This window comes from Kiloniellales bacterium (assembly GCA_030064845.1).
Classification (GTDB): Bacteria; Pseudomonadota; Alphaproteobacteria; order Kiloniellales; family JAKSDN01; genus JASJEC01.
The window spans coordinates 1-18,762 of the sequence record JASJEC010000069.1 but is presented as its reverse complement, the minus strand read 5'-3'; the positions used below and the strand labels follow the sequence as shown (position 1 = coordinate 18,762).

Sequence of the window (18,762 nt, the reverse complement as noted above, 5' to 3'; positions counted from 1 at the left end):
CCGTGTCCTCGATGGTCAGCCCGGCGATCCCGGCCGCTTCCAGCTCCTCGACCGTGCGCATGACGTTGAGCGCGTTGCCGTAGCCGTGATCGGCGTCCGCCAGCAGCGGGAGTTCCGAGGCCCGCGAGATGCGGTGCGCCTGTCCGGCGAACTCGGTGAGCGTGAGCAGGATCAGGTCGGGCGCGCCGAGCACGGTCAGCGCGGCGGTAGAGCCGGCGTACATGCCCATCTCGAAGCCGAGATCCTCGGCGATCCGCGCCGAGACGGGGTCGTGGACCGAGGCCGGATGGACGCAGGCCTCGCCCTCGATGATCGACCGAAACTGCTCGCGGCGTCGGCTCCAGCGCGCCATGCCCTTCTCTTCCCCCTTCAGCCGATCGCCACCCCAGGGCGGCTGCCGGAAAAGCCGTCATCCGAGGTGCGGCGGAATAAAGACTCCGTGAAAAAGAGCCTTTGGCCCGAGCATATCCAGGAATCATCCCCATTTATACTAGGGATATTAACGCGGGGCGCCTGGCGCCCAGCCTTCAAGATTTGGGGACTGGAGATGATGAAAGTTCGGATGAAGCGGTTCGCCGCGATTCTGGTTGTTGCGCCCACGCTGGCGGTAGCCGGTTGTTCGAGCGACCAGGAAGAGTACGGCGAGAAAACGGCCATTGGCGCTGCGCTCGGCGCGGCCGGCGGCGGCCTGATCGGCGCGGCGGCCAACGGCGGTCCCACGGGCATAATCGCGGGCGTCCTGCTGGGCGGCCTGGCGGGCGGTGCGATCGGCAACGCGCTCGACCAGGAAGACCGGCGGATTGCGGAGAGGAACTCGCAGCGCGCGCTGGAGACCATGCCCAAGGGCCAGACCTCGACGTGGCGGAATCCTGACAGCGGCAACTCCGGAAGCATGACGCCGACCCGGACCTTTCAGAAGGCCGACGGCACCTACTGCCGCGAGTTCCAGCAGACCATCATCGTCGGTGGGCAGGAGGAGAGCGCCTACGGCACGGCCTGCCGCCAGCCCGACGGCCAGTGGGAACTGCAGAGCTGAGGCTTTCGCGGAAGGTCTCTACTCCGCCGCTGCGCCCCGCTCCGAAAAGCGCCGTTCGCGGAACCGGACGATTGCGCTCAGGGTCTCGTTGACCGGCGTGGGAATGTTGAGCTGGCGGCCGAGCACCGGGACCATGCCGTTGATGGCGTCGATCTCGGAAGGGCGGCGCGCCAGGTGGTCTAGGTAGAGAGAGGGCCTGGCGTTCGGCATCTTGGCGCCGAATACCGTGACGTAGGCTGCCGCGTCGTCGAAGGAGAAGTCCACGCCCTTGGCCCGGCCGACCGCGTAGGCCTCGATGCCGGCCCGCCGCGCGATGTCCCAGGCGCCCGCGTCGGCCATGATTTCGCCGATCGTGCCCTCGAAGACCGCGCAGGGCGCGCTGAAGGTGACGTTGCAGACGAACTTCTCCCAGATCAGCTGCTCGATGTTCTCGAAAGCCTTGACCTCGAAGCCGGCCCCGGCCCAGACGCTCTCCAGCGACTGAAGACGCTCGGTCATGCCGCCGCCGATCTCGCCGATGCGGATCAGGCTCATGCCGTTGTGGTGGGCGTGGCCCGGGCCCTTCATCGAGGCCCCGAAGCCTTGGGCCACGCCGAGCAGGACGTTTTCCGTCGCCATGTGTTCGGCGATCCGCTCGCCGGCGCCCAGCCCATTCTGGATCGTCAGCACCAGCGATCTCGGCCCCAGGACCGGCGCGATGGCGCGCGCCGCCGGCCCGACGCCAGAGGCCTTGGTCGCGATGATGTAGAGATCGCAGGGCCCCGCCGCGGCCGGGTCTTCCGCAGTCTTGATGCCCTTCACCACCCGGTCGCCGCTCGCGCCCTCGACGCGCAGGCCGTCTCGCGCGATCGCCTCCAGATGCTCGCGCCAGAGGTCGACGGCCCAGACCTCGTGCCCGGCGTCGGCCAAGAGGCCGGCATAAATCGATCCCATGGCGCCGGCGCCCACGACCGCGATCTTCATGGTGCTGTCCCCCCGTATCCTGCCTGACTGATGGCAACAGCATACAGTGCCCGCGTCATGCGTGAAACGCAGGGCGCTATCGCGCTTGTTTGCGGTCATCCGCTTTTGGCGCAGAATGGGCCGTCTATCAGGAGTCCGCGATGAGCGACATCCAAGTCACCCCGGTCTCGCCGGCGATCGGCGCCGAGGTCGCTGGCGTCGACCTGACCAGGCCCCTGGACGAGGCGACCTTCCGGGTGCTGCACCAGGCCTGGATGGATCACCTCGTGCTGTTCTTCCGCGATCAGGACTTGAGCGTCGAGGGGCTGCAGGCGCTCGGCCGCCGCTTCGGCGAACTGCACATCCATCCCCAGGGCGACCTCGAGGGACACCCAGGCATCATCAGGATCCACAACGACGCGCACTCGAAGCACCAGGCCGGGCGCTGCTGGCATTCCGACGTCTCCTGCGACGCGGAACCGCCGGCGGCCAGCATTCTCCACCTGCACGAGGTGCCGGAGAGCGGCGGCGATACGCTCTTCGCCAACATGTACGCCGCCTTCGAGGCACTGTCGGCGCCCCTGCGTGACTTTCTTTCCGGCCTGTCGGCGGTGCATTCGGGGCGGCTCAGCTACCGCGACTACTTCGGCACCGCCGAGGCCGAGACCCGCGACGGGCGCTATCCCGAATCGGTGCATCCCGTGGTCTGCCGCCACCCGGTGACGGGCCGGCAGGCGCTCTTCGTCAACGAGAACTTCACGGAGAAGATCCTCGGCCTCGAGCCGGCGGAGAGCCGGGCCGTCCTGGATTTCCTGTTCCGCCACCTGGACCAGCCGCGCTTTCAGTGCCGGTTCCGCTGGCGCGCCGGTTCGGCTGCGCTCTGGGACAACCGCTGCGTCCAGCACCTGGCGCTCTGGGACTACTGGCCCGAGACCCGCTCCGGCCACCGGGTCACGATCTGCGGCGCGCGGCCGGTGGCTTAGGTTGCGTCTGCCATCGTCTTGAGCCCTTGATCACCGTCACCCTTCGACAGGCTCAGGGTGAGGGTGTCTCTTTCCGGCCCCAGTTGCTCCCTCATCCTGAGCTTGTCGAAGGATGATGGTGACGGCTTGCATCCCTACCCGCCCGGCAGCACAAGGACCTGGTTGAAGGGCAGGTTGAGGCGGGAAAAGGTGACCGTCGGGGTCTCGCTGACCACCACGGAGTAACGCGGCTCCATCGCACTCAGGAAACGGCCGAGCGTCTCGGCGTTGAAGTAGTGCATGGGAATCACGACCGAAGGCCTGATCTGGGCGATCACCTGGGCCATGCGTTCGTGGCCCATGGTCCAGATGCCGTCGGCCGGTGCCAGCAGCACGTCGATCAGGCCGAGCTCGCCCAGGTGCTCGTCGGTCAAGAGGTGGTGCAGGTGGCCCAGGTGGCCGATGCAGAGGTCGGCGGCCTCGAAGACAAAGATCGAGTTGCCGTTGTAGCGGGTGCCGCCCCAGTCGCGCACGTTGGTCGGCAGGTTCCAGACCCGCAGGTCCTTAATGGTCACGTCGTGCAGCGCGATGCCCGTCTTGTCGTTCCAGCCGCGCAGCGCCACGCCGATCTCCGGGTCGATGTAGTCGGAGTAGTGGGTATCGTGGGCGTTGTTCATGGTGACGATGTCGGGCAGTTCCTCGGGCACGAGGTAGCCGTTGAAGTCGGTCACCGCGGAGACGCCCTGGGCGGTCTCAATATGAAAGCTGGAGTGCCCCAGGAAGGTCAGGCGCACGCTGCCCTCCTCGGGCAGGGCCGCCTCGGTGGCGGCGGCGGGGATCATGCGCGGCTGCGTGCCGGCGATCGGCAGACACTTGGCCGAGACCTCGGCGGCGCCGAAGAGGAACAGCGCGGCCGCGGCGTGAAGCGTGGCGGGTTTCATGGCCCGACTCTAGCGCAGCTTTCCGGAAAGGCGTAGCGAAGCCTTTGTGACTGTGGAACAGTCGTGCTCCGGCAAGGCGCAAGAGGGCGGGAATGGCGGACTTCGATCTGGTGATACACGGCGGCACGGTGGCGACGGCAGCCGACACGACGGACTGCGACGTCGGAGTCAAGGACGGCAAGGTGGCGGCGCTCGCCGCGAAGCTCGACGGCGGGGCAGAGCGGATCGATGCGCGCGGCAAGCTGGTGCTGCCGGGCGGGGTCGACAGCCACTGCCATATCGCCCAGGCCGGCTCCCACGGCGTCGAGACCGCCGACGACTTCCGCTCGGGCAGCATCTCCGCGGCCTGCGGCGGGACCACGACGATCGTCCCCTTCGCGGCCCAGTACCGGGGCCAGTCGCTGCGCCAGGTGGTCGAGGCCTACCACAAGCGGGCCGAGGGCGAGGCGGTCATCGACTACGCCTTCCACCTGATCATCACCGACCCCAGCGACCAGGTCCTTGGCCAGGAGCTGCCGGCCCTGCTGCGTGACGGCTGCACCTCCTTCAAGGTCTACATGACCTACGACGCGCTCAAGCTCGACGACCGGGAAATGCTGAACGTGCTCGCGACCGCCCGGCGCGAGGGCGCCATGGTGATGATTCATGCCGAGAACCACGACGTGATCTCCTGGCTGAGCGAGCGCCTGATTGCCGCCGGCCACACCGAGCCCAAGTTCCACGGCGTCGCCCACGCGGGGCCGGCCGAGCGCGAGGCGACCCACCGGGCGATCACGCTTGCCGAGATCGTCGACGTTCCGGTGCTGATCGTCCACGTCTCCGACCGCGCCGCGATCGACCAAATCGCCCAGGCCCAGCAGCGCGGACTCCGGGTCTACGGCGAGACCTGCCCGCAGTACCTCTTCCTGACCGCCGAGGACATGGACCGGGGCTTCGAGGGCGCGAAGTACGTCTGCAGCCCCCCGCCGCGCGACGCCGCCAACCAGGAGTTCGTCTGGCGCGGCCTTCAGACCGGCGTGCTCTCGGTCTTCTCCTCGGACCACGCGCCCTACAAGTTCGACGACCCCGACGGCAAGCAGGGGGGCAAGGCGCCCTTCACCAAGCTGGCCAACGGCGTGCCGGGCCTGGAGATCCGCCTGCCCATGCTGTTCTCGGCGGGGGTCAAGACGGGGCGGATCTCGCTCAACCACTTCGTCGCGCTGACCGCGACCAACCCGGCCCGGATCTACGGCCTGCACCCGCGCAAGGGCACGATCGCCGTCGGGGCCGACGCCGACATAGCGATTTGGGACCCGGATCTTGAAGTGACGATCCGCCACGAGATGCTGCACGACGCCATGGACTACACGCCCTACGAGGGCCGCACGGTGACCGGCTGGCCGGTCGTCACCCTGTCCCGCGGCGAGGTGGTCTGGGACGGGAAGGACCCGCAAGGCAATCCCGGGCGGGGCCGCTTCCTGCCCTGCGACTTCCCCGACGCCGCCAAGCCGCGCGGGCTCTTCCCCGGCGGGTTCGACCCGGAGAGCGGGGCTTTCACCGGCTGACGGAGCGCCTGAAGGACCCCCGGACCGGGAGGGCGACATGCAGATCAGACTTGCCACGGAAGCCGACCTGGACGACCTCGTCCGACTCAACAATCAGGTCCTGGCGCAACACGCGCGGGCGCACCCATCCCAGTTCAAGTTTCCGGCAGATTCGCTCCGCGTCCGACGTTTCTTTCAGCGTCTGCTCGGCAAACCGGCCCTCAATTGTCTGGTCGTCGCCGAGGTCGAGGGCGCTCGGACCGGTTATCTCTGGTTCGAAAGGCAGAACAAGCGGGCCACGCTTTTCAACCACCGCCGCAGACGCCTCTTCGTGCAACATGTCTGCGTCGATCAGAGCCATCAGAGACGGGGTGTCGCGCGGGCGCTCTTCGAATTTGTCGACAAGGTCGCCGAGGAAGACCATGTCGACGAAGTCATCTTGAACACCTGGGCCGACAACGTCGACGCCCAGGCCTGCTTCACGGCGCTCGGGTTTGAGCCATGCCGCGTCACCTTGTGGAAGCGGCGCGAGGGGGGATGAGTCACGATCGCTTCGGCACTGCGCACCCGAGTCGGGCAGCGCAGCCTTACCAGAAGGCCAGGATGAAGCCGAGCATCAGGATGGCCAGCGCCGCGGCCTGGATCCGGTAGTCGCCGAACCAGGTCTTCGGGCGCGCGCCGGCCTCGGGTTTCAGGTCCGACCAGCGGAACAGGGCATCAGGCCGCGCCGCCGGCGCCGGGCGTGCCAGGCTGACCGCCGTCAGGATCACCAGCGTGAGGCCGAACATGGCGAGCGCCATGTAGGTGAAGTGGACCCGGGGCCAGCCGAAGGCGGCCCAGAGCCCGCTCACTTCCTGGATCAGGAAGAGCGCGAGGCCGAGGACGAGCCCGCCGGCGAGACCCCAGAAGGCGCCCGCCGCGCTCGCCCGCGACCAGAACAGGCCCGCCATGTAGACCGCCACGATCGGCGGCACCAGGTAGGCGAGGGTCGACTGGAAGTACTGGAACAGGGAGCCGAAGCGCTCGATCAGCGGGGCGTAGAGCGCTGCGAGCACGATCAGCAGCGCGGTGAAGCCCCGGCCGATGGCGAGCAGCGCCCGCTCCGAGGTCGCCGGGCGGAGCGGCTTGACGAAGTCCATGGTGAGCAGGGAGGAGGCCGCGTTGAGCGCGCTGTCCAGGCTCGACATGATGGCGGCCAGGAGCGCGGCCAGGACGAGCCCACGCAGGCCGGCCGGCAGTAGCTCGAAGGCGAGGGTCGGGAACACGCGGTCCGGGCTGTCCAGTTCGGGCAGCAGGACCACGGCGATCATGCCGGGCAGGATCATGAGGAAGACGTTGGGCAGCTTCAGCAGGCCGCCGAACAGCGCGCCCTTGCGGCCCTGGTCGAGGGAGCGGGCGGCCAGGGCGCGCTGGACGAAGTACTGGTTGAGGGTCCAGTAGTAGAAGCCGAGCAGGACCACGCCCAGGATTCCCGGCCAGGGCAGGAAACCGTCGTCGGCCGGCTTGACCAGCCGGAGCCGGGCCGCGTCCAGACCCTCGGTCAGGCTCCGCCACCCGCCGACCTCGACGAGGCCGACCCAGAAGATCAGCCCCGCCCCGCCGATCATCAGGACGGCCTGCAGGGCGTCGGTGACCACGACCGAGCGCAGGCCGCCGAACAGCGTATAGGCCCCGGCCAGCACGGCGAGGGCCGCGCTGGTCTGCCACAGATCGACCTCCGGCCAGGCGGTGCTGATCACCACGCCGCCGGCATAGAGCGCGCCGGCGGTGTCGAGGAACATCAGGGTCAGGATGGTGAAGCCGGCGTAGGCCCAGCGCGAGCGGCGGTCGAAGCGCGCCTCGAGGTAGGCGGGCACCGTGAAGAGCCCCGCGCGCAGGAAGACCGGCAGCATGAAGAGCGCGAAGAAGATCAGGACCAGGGTGGCGGTCCACTCGTAATTGAACACCACCATCCCGTGGCTGTAGGCGGCGCCCATCAGGCCGACGAAGCTGGCGCCCGACATGTTGGAGGCGAAGAAGGAGAAGCCGATCAGGTACCAGGGCAGTGCCCGGCCGGCGAGGAAGTAGTCGGCGGTGTCGCGCTCGCCGCGGCCGGCCCAGAGGCCGATAGCGACGACCGCGACCAAGTAGAGCAGGACGACCGCGACGTCGATGCCGGAGAGCGCCAAGGCGAGCCGCCCGTCAGTGACGCGCGAGGACCCTTTTTCCGGCGACGAAGCAGGCGACCACGCGGGGCGAGAGCGGGTCGTTGTCGTCGACCAGGATCAGGTCGGCGCGCTTGCCGGGATCCAGGGCGCCCCGGTCCTCGAGGCCGGCCGCTTCGGCCGCGTTCTTCGAGACCAGGTCCCAGGCCTCGGGCAGGGTCGTGCGGCCCTCGGCGGCGAGCCGGAAGGCGGCGAGCAGCGGGGCGGGGTAGTAGTAGTCGGTGGCGAGGACCGAGCAGAGGTCCGCCGAGACCGCGTCGGCGGCATTGACCGCGCCCAGGTGACTGCCGCCGCGCACCACGTTGGGCGCGCCCATGATGGTGTGCTCGCCGGCCTCCCGCGCGGCGCGGGCGGTCGCCTCGTTCAGAGGGAACTCGGAGGCGACGGCGCCCAGCGCGCGGAACCGGGCGCGCTCTTCCGGCGTCTCCTCGTCGTGGGCCAGGAGGACCGCGCCGAGGCCGCGGGCGTGACCAGCCAGCCGGGCGATCGTGTCGGGCACCTCGTCTCGGCGCGCCCAGACCTCGGCAAGCAGCGCTTTGTAGTCCTCGGGCGTCAGGCCGGCGCGCTCGGCCAGTTCGTCCAGCTTGCGGACCCGCGTTCCCTGCTCCGCCGACTTGGTCGTGTGGTCGTTGAAGGCGAGGATCGGCCGCGGCTCCAGGGCTAGCCAGGCCAGCACCTCCTCGACCGCGTCGAGGGCGAAGGTCTCCCAGCGGAGGTGCAGGCGGTTGTCGCAGGCCAGCGTCGGCCGCAGACGGTCAAGCGCCTCGACGAAGCCGCGCGCCGTCTCGAGGCTGCGCAGCCCCGGCTCCCAGGAGACCGTCAGGCCGTGAAACGCGGTCGTGATCCCGTTCGCGATCATCTGATGGTCCGTGTCGCGCAGGGCCACGTCGAGTGGGAAGTGCGCGCGCGGCCGCGGCATGATCTGGCGCTCGAAGCCGTCGCCGTGGACGTCGACGATGCCTGACAGCACGAGCAGGCCGGCCGCATCGAAGCGCTCGGCCTCCCTGGCCGGCTGGCCGGCGATCCGGTCCGCCTCGACGAAGACATCGGCCGGCAGGATCTCGCCGCCGATCAGGGCGCGGCCGCCTTCGACAATCCAGTTCATGGTACTCGTCCTCGCTCGCGGGGGACCGGCGCAAGCTTTAGCCGATGCGTCGGCCGATTTCAGCAGGAATTGCTCTAACAAACTGATATCGAGCGGCGAACTTCTCGCACAGGCATGCAAAGCGGCCCTGGGGCTGCTATCAGTGCTCCGTCGATCGAGGGAGGTTTCGAGTCTGGTCATGACAATTGCCGTGGACGTGGTGAAACAAGTCGTCGGGGACCTCGAAGGTCTCGACGCGGGGGAAAAGAGCAGGCTCTTCGTGATCCTGAACCGCATCGGGGCCGGGTCCGAGGACCCCCGGCAGGTGGCCCGTGAGATGAACGTCTTCATGGAGAAGGCGAGCGGTCCGGCCGCGCCAGCGTTCCGCTACCTGATGCACGCCGCCGTGCCGGAGCCGGTCCGGGAGCAGCTGACCAGCATCGAGATCGTCGAGCAGGGCTTCCCGCCGGAACAGCTCTTCGCCGCCTACAGCAGCTATGCGCGGCAGGCGCTGGGCAGTCTCTTCGTCATGAACGGCGGCGCGGCCGTCGCGCTGATCGCGTTCCTCGGGAAAGCCACGAACGCCGCCGATCAGGCGGTCTCGCCCGAGCGGGTGACAGCCGCTGTGCTGGTGTTCGCCGCCGGGGCCCTCTTCGCCGTCCTGGCCGGCGCCCTTGCCTACGTCGCGGAGCTGACCAACCACCAGCGCATTCTGCGCCGCGAGAAGCCGTCCGGCCGGATCGGCGCGGTTGCCATCGTCCTCGCCCTCTCGGGCGGCCTCTGCTTCATCTTCGGCTGCCTCAACGCCGTGGTTCCCATGGGGTGGCACGGCTTCTTGTGACCGGCCCGGCGGATCTTCCCAGCTAACCCAGCCCGGCGGGGCCGAGGTAGAGGGCCGTGGTCATCAGGAAGTAGATCAGCACGCCGAAGATGTCGTTGCTGGTCGTGATGAAGACGCCCGTCGCAACCGCGGGGTCGACCTTGAGGGAGTTCAGCACCAGGAGGAACTCCCGTGACAGCGTCCGGAAATCGCTGGACACGACTCCGAGCAGCTTTGTAGGCCTCTTGTCAAGACTGCGACAAGGCTTTGGAGGGGGTGATGACCACCAATTGCCGTTTGTCGAGTACAGCTGTGCCGAGGCCGCCGGACGCGACGCGTTCGCCGGTCCGCGTCGCCTAGATGGTTTTCCTGGACAAGCTGACCGCCGCGGTGCACGACCGCGCCGCCCGCGCCCAGAGCCGGGCGGCGATCGACGCGGCCCTCGCGGCGGCCGCGCTGGTGGCCACGGCCGACGGCGAGGTCTCCCTGGCCAAGAGGGTCGCGCTCGATAAGGCGCTGGGCGCCATCGAGGCGTTCCGCGGCCTCAACCCCCGGGCGGCGGCGGAGATCTTCGACAGCCACGCCTACAAGCTGCGAGCGCGCCGGCCCTCGAGCCGCGAGCGCGTGCTGAAGGCGGTGGCCGGCACGGCGGGCGACGAGGGCGCGGCCGAGACCGTGACCCAGACCGTCTCGGCGATCGCCCACGCCGAGGACGGCGCCTCGATCCGCACGGTCAAGGAGATCGCGGCGGTCTCCGAGGCCTTGGGCCGTCCCGCGATCAAGTTCGGCAGCGACATCTTTAAGGCGCTCGACGGCGGTGCGCGCCGGCCGCGGATCGTCACCCTGGGCAACGCCAAGGGCGGCAGCGGCAAGTCGACCTTGGCGCTGCATCTGATCGTCGCCCTGCTGCGGCGCGGCCTCAAGGTCGGTGCGCTGGATCTCGACGCGTCTCAGGGGACGCTTACCGCCTTCTTCGCCCATCGCGCTGACGCGCTGGAAGCGCGGCCCGAGGAGAGCCTGCCCATGCCGGCGCTGCACCGCGTCGAGCGTTCGACGCGGCGAGGCCGCGATCTGGCCGAGTCGGAGGAATCCGCGGCCGTCGCCCAGAGCCTCCAGGCCTTGGCCGACCAGGACGTGGTGGTGATCGATACGCCGGGCAGCCTGTCCCACCTCGGCCGGATCGGCCACTGGTGCGCCGACCTGCTCGTGACGCCGATGAACGATAGCCTGCTCGACGTCGACGTCCTGGCGAGGATCAACCGGCAGCGGCGCGAGGTCGAGGCGCCGAGCCCCTACTGCGCCATGGTCCGTGAGGTCCGCGGCCTCCAGGCGGGCGAGCGGGGGCGGCCGTGCCGCTGGTACGTGATGCGCAACCGGGTCGGCCATGTCGACAGCCACAATGCGCGCGACATGAGGCTGCTGCTAAGCCAGCTGTCTGAGAGGCTGGACTTCGCGCTGGCCTCGGGACTGAGCGAGCGGGTGATCTATCGTGCCCTGTTCGACCGGGGCCTCACGCTGTTCGACCTGGAAGACGGCGCACAGGAAAGCCGGCGCGCGCCGAGCCACGCCCGCGCCCGCCGCGAACTGCTGTCGCTGGTCGACGCCCTGGCGCTCGAGCCCACCCAATCGGCAGCGTCACTGGAGCGGGCGACCGCGTAAGCGGTTCGTCCGGGCCCGCGAAATTGGCCAAGGGCGCGCGGTGGCATTCGACCAATCCCAGTAGCGCGACCGCGCGACGAGACACTTGGTTGCGGTTCCGGTCTTGAACGGCGTGTCCGATCGACCGCCTGCCCGCGCGAGCCGGGCGCCCGTCTCGGAAATCGCGAAAACGTTCGCCTCCTGATTGATCCGCGCTTCGGCCGGGTGCGTACCGACGGGTAGGAAACCGCCGGTACTGCGAGCCCGGCCTAACATTTTTGTACTCTCTGGTTTGCCGCCAGCGGATCACGCTGCCCCCCGCGCGAGCCGCAGGCGATGGGGCGCTCCCGGATCGCAATCGAGCCCGGGAGCGCCCTTTTTTATTGCCCGACCCCCACGCCGCCAATAAGAAGCGCCCGGGGCTGTTCGCACGCGACCAAAGAAGTGCTAACTAAGAGGCCGATCCTTCGAAGATCGGCACCGTGGCTTGGGGGGAAAGGGACTTCGCCATGCGCTTGCCGGGCTCAGCTTTCTGCGGGTTGCTTCTCTTGGTCTTCGGTTCGGGCTGCGCCTCAACCGACGTGACGGCGCGGCGGTCCAACGTGGGTGACGAGGAGATCCCGAAGCCGACCCGTATCATCGTCTACAGCTTCGCGGCCACGCCGGACGACCTTCCGGCGGACTCGGCGATCGCCGAGCACTACGCGAGACGCGACGAGCCTCAGAGCGAGGAGCAGAAAGAGCTGGGACGGCAGCTGGGCGACCAGGTGGCCACGAACCTGGTCGAGGACATCCTGGAGATGGGTCTGCCGGCGGAACTGGCCGGCAGCGGGCCGCCACCCAGGAACGGTGACATCGTGTTACGGGGCGCATTCATCACGATCGACGAGGGCAGCCGCGTCAAGCGCATGCTGATCGGCTTCGGGGCGGGGGCCGCCGAGCTCAGGACTCTGGTCGAGGGCTACCAGGTCACGCCCGAAGGCCTGCGGCCGCTGGGCTCGGCCGAGGTCGAGGCGGCCGGGGGCTATCTGCCCGGCGTCATCGTGCCTGTCGGGGTCGGCGCCGCGACGGGCAGGGCGGCGGCCAGCGCGGTGGTCGCGGGCGGGGCCCAGGTCATCAAGGAGGTCGGTCCGGAGAGCATCAGCGCCGCCGCCTCGCGCACCGCCGAGGAAATCTCGGGCGTACTGCGCGAAGGCTTCAAGAAGCGCGGCTGGATCGAGGGATAACGGCGCGGCCGCGGGCCGGGCGGGGGGAGTCGATGAAGCGCGGGATTCTATTGGCGGCGTTGCTATGGGCCGCCGCGACGGGCATGGCGCTGGCCGCCGAGGGCCTGCCACTGACCCCTGGGAAAGACTACGAGTTCCCCTTCGACAATGCCTTCGCCGCTACCGTCGTCGGCACCCCCAGCAGGCTCGCCGCCGAGCTGCCCGATCGCGTCCCGAAGCAGGAGATCGGGCTCACCCTCTTCCCGGAAAGGCGCATCCCGGAGCTCTTCTGGTACAACGACAAGCTGCGCTTCTCCATCGTGCGCCAGCGCCAGGAGGCGCCGCTGATCTTCAATATCGCCGGCACGGGATCGAGCCACCAGGCCCGCTTGATGCTGATCATGGAGCGGGCCTTCTACCAGGCCGGATTCCACGTCATCTCCCTGCCGTCGCCGACCCACTCGAACTTCATCTCGACCGCCTCGGAGACCCAGGTGCCCGGACTCCTGGACGACGACGCCCGCGACATGCACCGCGTGATGCGGGAAGCCTACGCGGCCGTCGCGGACACCATCCGGGTCTCGGAGTTCTACCTGACGGGCTACAGCCTCGGCGCGGCCCAGGCGGCCTTCGTCGCCAAGTTCGACGACGATCTGCTGGCGAGCGGCGCCGAGGCCTTCGACTTCAAGAAGGTCCTGATGATCAACCCGCCGGTCAGCCTGTTCAACTCGGTCGAGATCCTTGACGAGATGGTCGAGGCGATCCCCGGGGGCATGGACAACTTCAACATTTTCTTCGAGAGGCTGCTGGCCCGCTTCGCCGAGATCTACAAGGAGGAGGACTTTCTCGACCTCAGCTCGGACTTCCTCTACCTGCTCTACAAGCGGGGACAGCCGACGGAGGACGACCTCCGGGCCGTGATCGGCGTCGCCTTCCGCGTCTCCTCCGCCAACATGCTCTTCGTGTCCGACGTCTTCACCCGCTCCGGCGTCGTGGTGCGCCGGAACGCCAGGCTGAGGACGCCCGATTCGCTGACCAACTACCTCAAGGTCAGCGTCCGGGTCGGCTTCGTCAACTACGTCCAGCATCTGCTCTATCCCTATTTCCAGCAGCGGCGCCCGGGCGTGCGCTTGGATGAGCTGATTGCCGAGAGCAGCCTCAAGTCCATCGAAGGCTATCTGCGCAACTCGCCGAAAATCGGGCTGATGACCAACGTGGACGACATCATCCTGGCGCCCGGCGAGATCGATTACCTGAAATCCCTGTTCGGCAGCCGGGCCATGATCTTTCCCAAGGGTGGCCACTGCGGCAACCTGCGCCACCGCGACAACATCGCGGCCATGACCGGGTTCTTCACCGAGGGATGGAGCGCGCGGTGAAGCGGCCGGCGGCACGGCTGCTGCTCTGCTTGGCGCTCCTGGTGCTGGGCGCTTGCCAGAGCGCGCCCGAACAGGAGCTCGCCCTCGACGGCGAGCGCGCGATTTTCGAGTTCGAAGACATCGACACCGAGGACGCGGTCTATGCGATCGACGTCTACGACCCCTTCGAGCCGGTCAACCGCTCGATCTACAAGTTCAACGCCGTGTTCGACCGGGCGCTGTTCATTCCGGTCACCGAGCTCTACGACTTCGTGGTCCCGCCCTTCGTCCAGCGTCGCGTGACCAGCTTCTTCTCGAACCTCACCGAGCTGACCACCCTGGTCAACTCGATCCTCCAGGGGAGGATCAGGCGGGCGAGCCTCGCCCTGGTCCGTTTCTTCGTCAACACGACCCTCGGTCTCGCCGGCTTCTTCGACGTAATGACCGAACTGGGCGAGCCGCAGCAGCGCGAGGACTTCGGCCAGACGCTCGGGGTCTGGGGCCTGGGCGAGGGCCCCTACATGGTGCTGCCGATCTTCGGGCCCTCGAACCTCCGCGACACCACCGGGCTGGTGACCGACACCGCGGCTTTCATGCTGGCCGACCCCTTCGGCCTGGCGACCTTCCAGTCCAACCATCCGGAGATCACCGCGACCCAAGCGGTTGAGCGGCGGCACGGCGAGGAGTTCCGTTACTTCGAGTCGGGCTCGCCCTTCGAGTACGACTTTGTCCGGCTGCTCTACACGGAAAAGCGCCGCCTCGACATCGCCAAGTAGCGGCTTACTCCCCGCCAGGATCTTCCTTGAAGTAGAGCCAGACCAGCACGCCGACGACCACGAAGATCTGAATGTTGATGAGGGTGTCGAGCAGCGGGCTCATGGCGCCTCCCGCGCCTCGCGCTTCAATGCCTTCAATAGGCAGACGACCAGCAGGAGCACGATGTAGACGAAGGGCAGGGCGCCCAGGGCGATGATCGACTTCACGGCGTCGATGCTGCCCGAGAGGATCATGACCAGGCCGAGCGCGCCCAGAACCACGCCCCAGCTCAGCTTGACCCGGGTGCTGGGGTTGAGGTCGCCGCCGGTGGAGAACATGCCCAGGACGAAAGCGGCGCTCACCACGCTGGTGACGATGAAGAGGAAGGCGGCGATCACCACGGCCGCGGTCGTCAGGGCCGGCAGGGGAAAGAAGTCGAGCACGAAGAAGGTGGTGCGGCTCACGTTCTGCTGCACCACCTCGACGATCGGCACGTCGCCCTCGAGCAGGCCGTAGAAGCCGACGCCGCCGAACACGCCGAACCAGAGGATCGAGAAGGCCGTCGGCACCAGCATCACGCCGGCGATGAACTCGCGGATCGTCCGGCCCCGGGAGATGCGTGCGATGAACACGCCGACGAATGGCGCCCAGGCGAGCCACCAGACCATGTAGGTCAGGGTCCAGGACTGGAACCAGGTGCCGACCCTCTCGTCCAGGAAGGTGAAGGTGCGGAAGCCGTGCGCCCAGAGACCGGTCAGGTACTCGCCGATCGCCTGGGTGATCCCGCCCATGATGAAGTGGGTCGGCCCAGCCAGGAGAATGAAGACCAGGAGCAGCCCGGCAGTACCCATGGCGGCGTTGGACAGCAGGGCCATGCCGCGGCTGAGGTCGACCATTAGCGGCAGGATGTAGGAGAGGCAGAGCACCACGAAGATCGTGAGCGTCAGGCCGAAGCCCCTGGGCTCGAGACCGAGCAGAGTCTCGACCCCCTCCTTGACCTGGAACACGCCCATGGCGACCGAGCCGCCCAGGCCGATGGCGATGGCGAAGATCGCCAGGAGGTCGCTCAGCCAGCCGACGCCGCGCGCCAGGGGCCCTGCGCCGAAGACCGCGGTGATCGGCGCGCTCACAAGGGTGGCGGTGCCCCGCCGGAAGGAGAAGTAGCCGATCACCAGGCCGGTCAGGGCGTAGATCGCCCAGGCGTGCAGGCCCCAGTGGAAGTTGGTCACGAAGAGCGCCATCGAGGCGGATTCGCGCGAATCCTGGAACTGGGAGATCAGCAGGTAGTGGCTCAGCGGCTCGGCCGTGCCCCAGAAGAGCAGGCCGACGCCCATGCCGGCGGCGAACAGCATGGTCAGCCAGGAGACCGTGGAGAACTCGGGCTCGTCGTCGTCGTGCCCCAGCTTGATCGCGCCGTAGCTTGAAACCGCGAGCGCGCCGCTGACGATCAGCAGGAAGCTGACCGTCAGCATGATGAACCAGCCGCGCGCCGCGAACTGGATCTGCACCAGCTTGGCGGAGACCGCGGTCAGGCCCGCCGTGTCGACCAGACCCCAGACAGCGACGGCGCCGGTCAAGAGAAGCGCGAGGAGAAGGAGTGGGTTCTTGAGCAAGTCGGGTTCCGCGACGAGGGACGATAAGTCTCCGCCAAGTAACCGCCCCGACGCAAGTTTTCTGTAATCTGAATCAGGGCGTTACACCGGAAGCGCGTTGGAATCGGCCTACAGGTGGGCCGCGCTTACCATTGCAGCGGCGTCTTCTCCTCGCGCCAGAAGACCCAGCGCTTGCGCTCCCGGCGCGGGCGATAGCCGATCTCGGTGCCGGCTTCGGCCTCGGCGCCGGGATCGAGCACATGGAGAAAGCCGGAGTAGCTGCCGAGCAGCAAGGTGTTGCTTTTCGGGCAGTAGTCCAGGCTGCTGGCCGTCGAGCCGAAGAGATGTTCCCAGAGGAGTTCGCCCCCCGGCGTGACGCACTTCAACCAGCCGGCGCCGGCCAGGCAGAAGGCGCCGGTCGCTTCCTCTGTTGCCCCGGGCGGCAGCCAGGTGGCGCCGTAGACCCGGAGACTGTTCTCGACGACGGGAAAGCGAGGATCCTCCTCCCAGGAAGGCGTCTCGAGTCCGCGTGCGGTGGCGACCTCCAGCACGCCCGTAATGCCGTTGTAGAAATGGCAGGAGTTGAAGGCGAGGAAACGACCGTCGTCCGAAAAGAGGGCGAAGTGCGGATACTCCGAGTATTGGCCGACCCTGGCAAAGGGCTCGACACCGTCTTCGCGCAAGGTTGCGACGAAGTGTTTGGTATGCTGCAAGCCGAAGGCCGCCAAGTTGCCATCCGGCGAAAGATCGCCGTGAACCATGTCGACCGACTCGAAGTAGGGCGGCTCGTCCTCCTCGAAATCGGGATTGCTGGCCCAGCCGTAGTCGGGCAGGAGCAGACGCCAGGCCGGCTCGGCGCGGCTGAGATCGCACAGCAGCACGCCTTCTTCGCTGGAAATCACGAGGATGCGCTTGCCATGGTTGCAGATCCGCAGGTCGACGACCTGTGGCGCGCCTTCGAAACGGGACCAGTCCGATCTCAGCTTCGCCGGCAAGCCATGGGGAAGCCGATCCTCCGGGTCGGGCCAAGGCACTTCGGCGAGCAGCGTGCCGGGGAACCCATCGGTGACAACAAGACCGCGTGCCCTGTCCGCCATGACCAGGAACTTGCGGTTGCGGGACATCGCGCAGGCCATGGCCTGAGCCACCGGGACGACCCTTTCGCCCCGGATGCGGACCAGTTCGGCGTCCTCGTATTCGGAGCCGAGTCGGAGCAGATAGTCGTCTTCGCCGAGAATCGTGGCGCAGTCCAGGCTGCGGCCGTTCTTGTCCAGGCGGTTGACAAAGGGTTCCCAGGCCGGGTCGAAGTGCTGCCGCGCCTTCCGCCATGCACCCTCTTCGTTGAACTCCCGGACCTGGGCCAGGACCGCGCCGGCAAGGTCTTCGTCGCGGGGATCGTCGCAGTCCTTCACCTCTTCGATCCTGTTGGCGTGATAATCGGAGATCTGCGAACAGAGGTCCTGGCGATAGGTCCGGCCCGGTTCATTCCAACGCTTGGAAAGCTCGTCGATCTTCAGGGCTGGTCTCCCACACGAAGAAGGCTGGCAAATGACCATCCATGATGGCCCCGACGACCTAAGATAGGGTTGAGGGTGCTGAACAGGCCGTGAAACGAGAGGAGCCTTCCCGCTCGCTTGTCGGCCGTGGCGCGAGATGAGACCATCGAGCGTCGAGGATATGCATTGGGGGAGCTTGATGGCGCGGGTGATCACCGTGGGAGCGGCGCAGCTTGGGCCGATTCAGAAGGCCGAGCCGCGCGCGGCCGTGGTCGGGCGGATGATCGCGCTAATGGAGGAGGCCCACCGCAAGGCCTGTGACCTCATCGTCTTTCCCGAGCTGGCGCTGACCACCTTCTTTCCCCGCTGGTACATGGAGGACCAGGCCGAGGTCGACCGCTGGTTCGAGTCCGCCATGCCGGGAAACGAGACCCAGCCGCTCTTCACGACGGCCAAGGAGCTGGGCCTCGCCTTCCACCTCGGCTTCGCCGAGCTGACCGAGGAGGCGGGCGCGGTCCATCGCTACAACACGGCGATTCTGGTCGACAAGGAAGGTGCAATCGTCGGCAAGTACCGCAAGGTTCACCTGCCGGGCCACGCCGAGTTCGATTCCGAGCGCAAGTTCCAGCACCTGGAGAAGCGCTACTTCGAGGTTGGTAACCTGGGCTTTCCCGTGTGGCGCGCTCTGGGCGGCGTGATGGGCATGTGCATCTGCAACGACCGGCGCTGGCCCGAGACCTACCGAGTCATGGGGCTCCAGGGCGTGGAGATGGTGCTGCTCGGCTACAACACGCCGACGGTCAACTCTCAGTCCGACGAGGCGCCGCACCTGCGCATGTTCCACAACCAGATGTCGATGCAGGCCGGGGCCTACCAGAACTCGACCTGGGTCGTCGGCGTCGCCAAGGCGGGTTCGGAGGACGGTCACGAGCTGATGGGCGGCAGCGTGATCGTCGCCCCGAGCGGCGAGATCGTGGCGCAGGCCCGGACCCTGGGAGACGAGCTGATTGTCGCCGACTGCGACCTCGACGCCTGCAATTTCGGCAAGGAAACGATCTTCAACTTCGCCGCCCACCGGCGGGTCGAGCACTACGGCCTGATCACCGAGCGCACCGGCGCGGTTCCACCGGACTGACGGCGCCGCGGATAGGGGGCAAGGTCGCCCTGAGAACTCTTGCCAATCCCCCTTGTTGTCATCGCCGGAC

Annotated in this window: 18 protein-coding genes; 10 read left to right on the top strand and 8 right to left on the bottom strand. The window is 67.7% G+C overall.

Annotated features, from left to right (window positions below):
- Positions 1 to 352 (bottom strand): isocitrate lyase/PEP mutase family protein (locus tag QNJ67_18880; protein MDJ0611047.1); only part of this gene is annotated, 352 nt, incomplete at its 3' end.
- Positions 353 to 547: 195 nt separating this feature from the next.
- Here QNJ67_18880 and QNJ67_18875 point away from each other — a divergent pair.
- Positions 548 to 1,036: an RT0821/Lpp0805 family surface protein gene (locus QNJ67_18875; GenBank protein ID MDJ0611046.1), complete on the top strand. Its 489-nt coding sequence runs from the start codon at positions 548 to 550 to the stop codon at positions 1,034 to 1,036.
- Positions 1,037 to 1,054: 18 nt separating this feature from the next.
- Here QNJ67_18875 and QNJ67_18870 read toward each other — a convergent pair whose 3' ends face one another.
- Positions 1,055 to 1,999, bottom strand: coding sequence for a 2-dehydropantoate 2-reductase (locus QNJ67_18870; GenBank protein MDJ0611045.1), 945 nt, complete (start codon positions 1,997 to 1,999; stop codon positions 1,055 to 1,057).
- Between the two features lie 140 nt (positions 2,000 to 2,139).
- On the opposite strand from QNJ67_18870, the gene QNJ67_18865 reads away from it, so the two are divergent.
- The gene (locus QNJ67_18865; GenBank protein MDJ0611044.1) at positions 2,140 to 2,961 is read left to right on the top strand and encodes a TauD/TfdA family dioxygenase; all 822 of its coding nucleotides are present in this window, start codon (positions 2,140 to 2,142) and stop codon (positions 2,959 to 2,961) included.
- A gap of 134 nt (positions 2,962 to 3,095) precedes the next feature.
- Here the strand turns inward: QNJ67_18865 and QNJ67_18860 are convergent, their stop codons facing one another.
- Positions 3,096 to 3,881: an MBL fold metallo-hydrolase gene (locus QNJ67_18860; protein ID MDJ0611043.1), complete on the bottom strand. Its 786-nt coding sequence runs from the start codon at positions 3,879 to 3,881 to the stop codon at positions 3,096 to 3,098.
- Positions 3,882 to 3,973: 92 nt separating this feature from the next.
- On the opposite strand from QNJ67_18860, the gene hydA reads away from it, so the two are divergent.
- A complete protein-coding gene (gene hydA / locus QNJ67_18855; protein MDJ0611042.1) occupies positions 3,974 to 5,425 on the top strand; it encodes a dihydropyrimidinase in 1,452 nt (483 codons plus the stop codon).
- Positions 5,426 to 5,462: 37 nt separating this feature from the next.
- On the top strand, positions 5,463 to 5,945 hold the full coding sequence (locus QNJ67_18850; protein MDJ0611041.1) for a GNAT family N-acetyltransferase: 483 nt from the start codon (positions 5,463 to 5,465) through the stop codon (positions 5,943 to 5,945).
- Positions 5,946 to 5,991: 46 nt separating this feature from the next.
- On the opposite strand, the gene QNJ67_18845 is transcribed toward QNJ67_18850, so the two are convergent.
- Both QNJ67_18845 and QNJ67_18840 read right to left on the bottom strand, forming a co-directional pair.
- Entirely contained in the window at positions 5,992 to 7,572 is a 1,581-nt protein-coding gene (locus tag QNJ67_18845) for a sodium/solute symporter (protein ID MDJ0611040.1), read from the bottom strand.
- A gap of 13 nt (positions 7,573 to 7,585) precedes the next feature.
- On the bottom strand, positions 7,586 to 8,713 hold the full coding sequence (locus QNJ67_18840) for an alpha-D-ribose 1-methylphosphonate 5-triphosphate diphosphatase (protein MDJ0611039.1): 1,128 nt from the start codon (positions 8,711 to 8,713) through the stop codon (positions 7,586 to 7,588).
- Between the two features lie 178 nt (positions 8,714 to 8,891).
- Between QNJ67_18840 and QNJ67_18835 the strand changes: the two genes are divergently transcribed.
- The gene (locus QNJ67_18835) at positions 8,892 to 9,533 is read left to right on the top strand and encodes a hypothetical protein (protein MDJ0611038.1); all 642 of its coding nucleotides are present in this window, start codon (positions 8,892 to 8,894) and stop codon (positions 9,531 to 9,533) included.
- Between the two features lie 22 nt (positions 9,534 to 9,555).
- Here QNJ67_18835 and QNJ67_18830 read toward each other — a convergent pair whose 3' ends face one another.
- Positions 9,556 to 9,732 carry a magnesium transporter gene (locus tag QNJ67_18830; GenBank protein ID MDJ0611037.1) on the bottom strand — a complete coding sequence of 59 codons (177 nt, stop codon included), beginning with the start codon at positions 9,730 to 9,732 and terminating at the stop codon, positions 9,556 to 9,558.
- Between the two features lie 140 nt (positions 9,733 to 9,872).
- On the opposite strand from QNJ67_18830, the gene QNJ67_18825 reads away from it, so the two are divergent.
- From QNJ67_18825 to QNJ67_18810, 4 genes are all read left to right on the top strand, one after another.
- The gene (locus tag QNJ67_18825) at positions 9,873 to 11,171 is read left to right on the top strand and encodes a division plane positioning ATPase MipZ (protein ID MDJ0611036.1); all 1,299 of its coding nucleotides are present in this window, start codon (positions 9,873 to 9,875) and stop codon (positions 11,169 to 11,171) included.
- A gap of 488 nt (positions 11,172 to 11,659) precedes the next feature.
- On the top strand, positions 11,660 to 12,376 hold the full coding sequence (locus QNJ67_18820) for a DUF4410 domain-containing protein (GenBank protein ID MDJ0611035.1): 717 nt from the start codon (positions 11,660 to 11,662) through the stop codon (positions 12,374 to 12,376).
- A 32-nt stretch (positions 12,377 to 12,408) separates the two neighbouring features.
- The gene (locus QNJ67_18815; GenBank protein MDJ0611034.1) at positions 12,409 to 13,734 is read left to right on the top strand and encodes an alpha/beta fold hydrolase; all 1,326 of its coding nucleotides are present in this window, start codon (positions 12,409 to 12,411) and stop codon (positions 13,732 to 13,734) included.
- On the top strand, positions 13,731 to 14,489 hold the full coding sequence (locus QNJ67_18810; protein ID MDJ0611033.1) for a VacJ family lipoprotein: 759 nt from the start codon (positions 13,731 to 13,733) through the stop codon (positions 14,487 to 14,489). The genes QNJ67_18815 and QNJ67_18810 overlap by 4 nt, the downstream gene beginning before the upstream one ends.
- A 99-nt stretch (positions 14,490 to 14,588) precedes the next feature.
- Here QNJ67_18810 and QNJ67_18805 read toward each other — a convergent pair whose 3' ends face one another.
- Both QNJ67_18805 and QNJ67_18800 read right to left on the bottom strand, forming a co-directional pair.
- Complete coding sequence (locus tag QNJ67_18805) at positions 14,589 to 16,082, bottom strand: BCCT family transporter (protein MDJ0611032.1); 1,494 nt, start codon at positions 16,080 to 16,082, stop codon at positions 14,589 to 14,591.
- A 125-nt stretch (positions 16,083 to 16,207) separates the two neighbouring features.
- A complete protein-coding gene (locus QNJ67_18800; protein MDJ0611031.1) occupies positions 16,208 to 17,473 on the bottom strand; it encodes a hypothetical protein in 1,266 nt (421 codons plus the stop codon).
- A 283-nt stretch (positions 17,474 to 17,756) separates the two neighbouring features.
- Between QNJ67_18800 and QNJ67_18795 the strand changes: the two genes are divergently transcribed.
- The gene (locus QNJ67_18795; protein ID MDJ0611030.1) at positions 17,757 to 18,692 is read left to right on the top strand and encodes an N-carbamoyl-D-amino-acid hydrolase; all 936 of its coding nucleotides are present in this window, start codon (positions 17,757 to 17,759) and stop codon (positions 18,690 to 18,692) included.
- Positions 18,693 to 18,762 lie beyond the last annotated feature (70 nt).

What these genes read in the sequence shown, in the direction of transcription:
- QNJ67_18875 (MDJ0611046.1), top strand. Translation starts at nt 548, where the DNA reads ATGATGAAAGTTCGGATGAAGCGGTTCGCCGCGATTCTGGTTGTTGCG.
- QNJ67_18870 (MDJ0611045.1), bottom strand. Translation starts at nt 1,999, where the DNA reads ATGAAGATCGCGGTCGTGGGCGCCGGCGCCATGGGATCGATTTATGCC.
- QNJ67_18865 (MDJ0611044.1), top strand. Translation starts at nt 2,140, where the DNA reads ATGAGCGACATCCAAGTCACCCCGGTCTCGCCGGCGATCGGCGCCGAG.
- QNJ67_18860 (MDJ0611043.1), bottom strand. Translation starts at nt 3,881, where the DNA reads ATGAAACCCGCCACGCTTCACGCCGCGGCCGCGCTGTTCCTCTTCGGC.
- hydA (MDJ0611042.1), top strand. Translation starts at nt 3,974, where the DNA reads ATGGCGGACTTCGATCTGGTGATACACGGCGGCACGGTGGCGACGGCA.
- QNJ67_18850 (MDJ0611041.1), top strand. Translation starts at nt 5,463, where the DNA reads ATGCAGATCAGACTTGCCACGGAAGCCGACCTGGACGACCTCGTCCGA.
- QNJ67_18840 (MDJ0611039.1), bottom strand. Translation starts at nt 8,713, where the DNA reads ATGAACTGGATTGTCGAAGGCGGCCGCGCCCTGATCGGCGGCGAGATC.
- QNJ67_18835 (MDJ0611038.1), top strand. Translation starts at nt 8,892, where the DNA reads ATGACAATTGCCGTGGACGTGGTGAAACAAGTCGTCGGGGACCTCGAA.
- QNJ67_18825 (MDJ0611036.1), top strand. Translation starts at nt 9,873, where the DNA reads ATGGTTTTCCTGGACAAGCTGACCGCCGCGGTGCACGACCGCGCCGCC.
- QNJ67_18820 (MDJ0611035.1), top strand. Translation starts at nt 11,660, where the DNA reads ATGCGCTTGCCGGGCTCAGCTTTCTGCGGGTTGCTTCTCTTGGTCTTC.
- QNJ67_18815 (MDJ0611034.1), top strand. Translation starts at nt 12,409, where the DNA reads ATGAAGCGCGGGATTCTATTGGCGGCGTTGCTATGGGCCGCCGCGACG.
- QNJ67_18795 (MDJ0611030.1), top strand. Translation starts at nt 17,757, where the DNA reads ATGGCGCGGGTGATCACCGTGGGAGCGGCGCAGCTTGGGCCGATTCAG.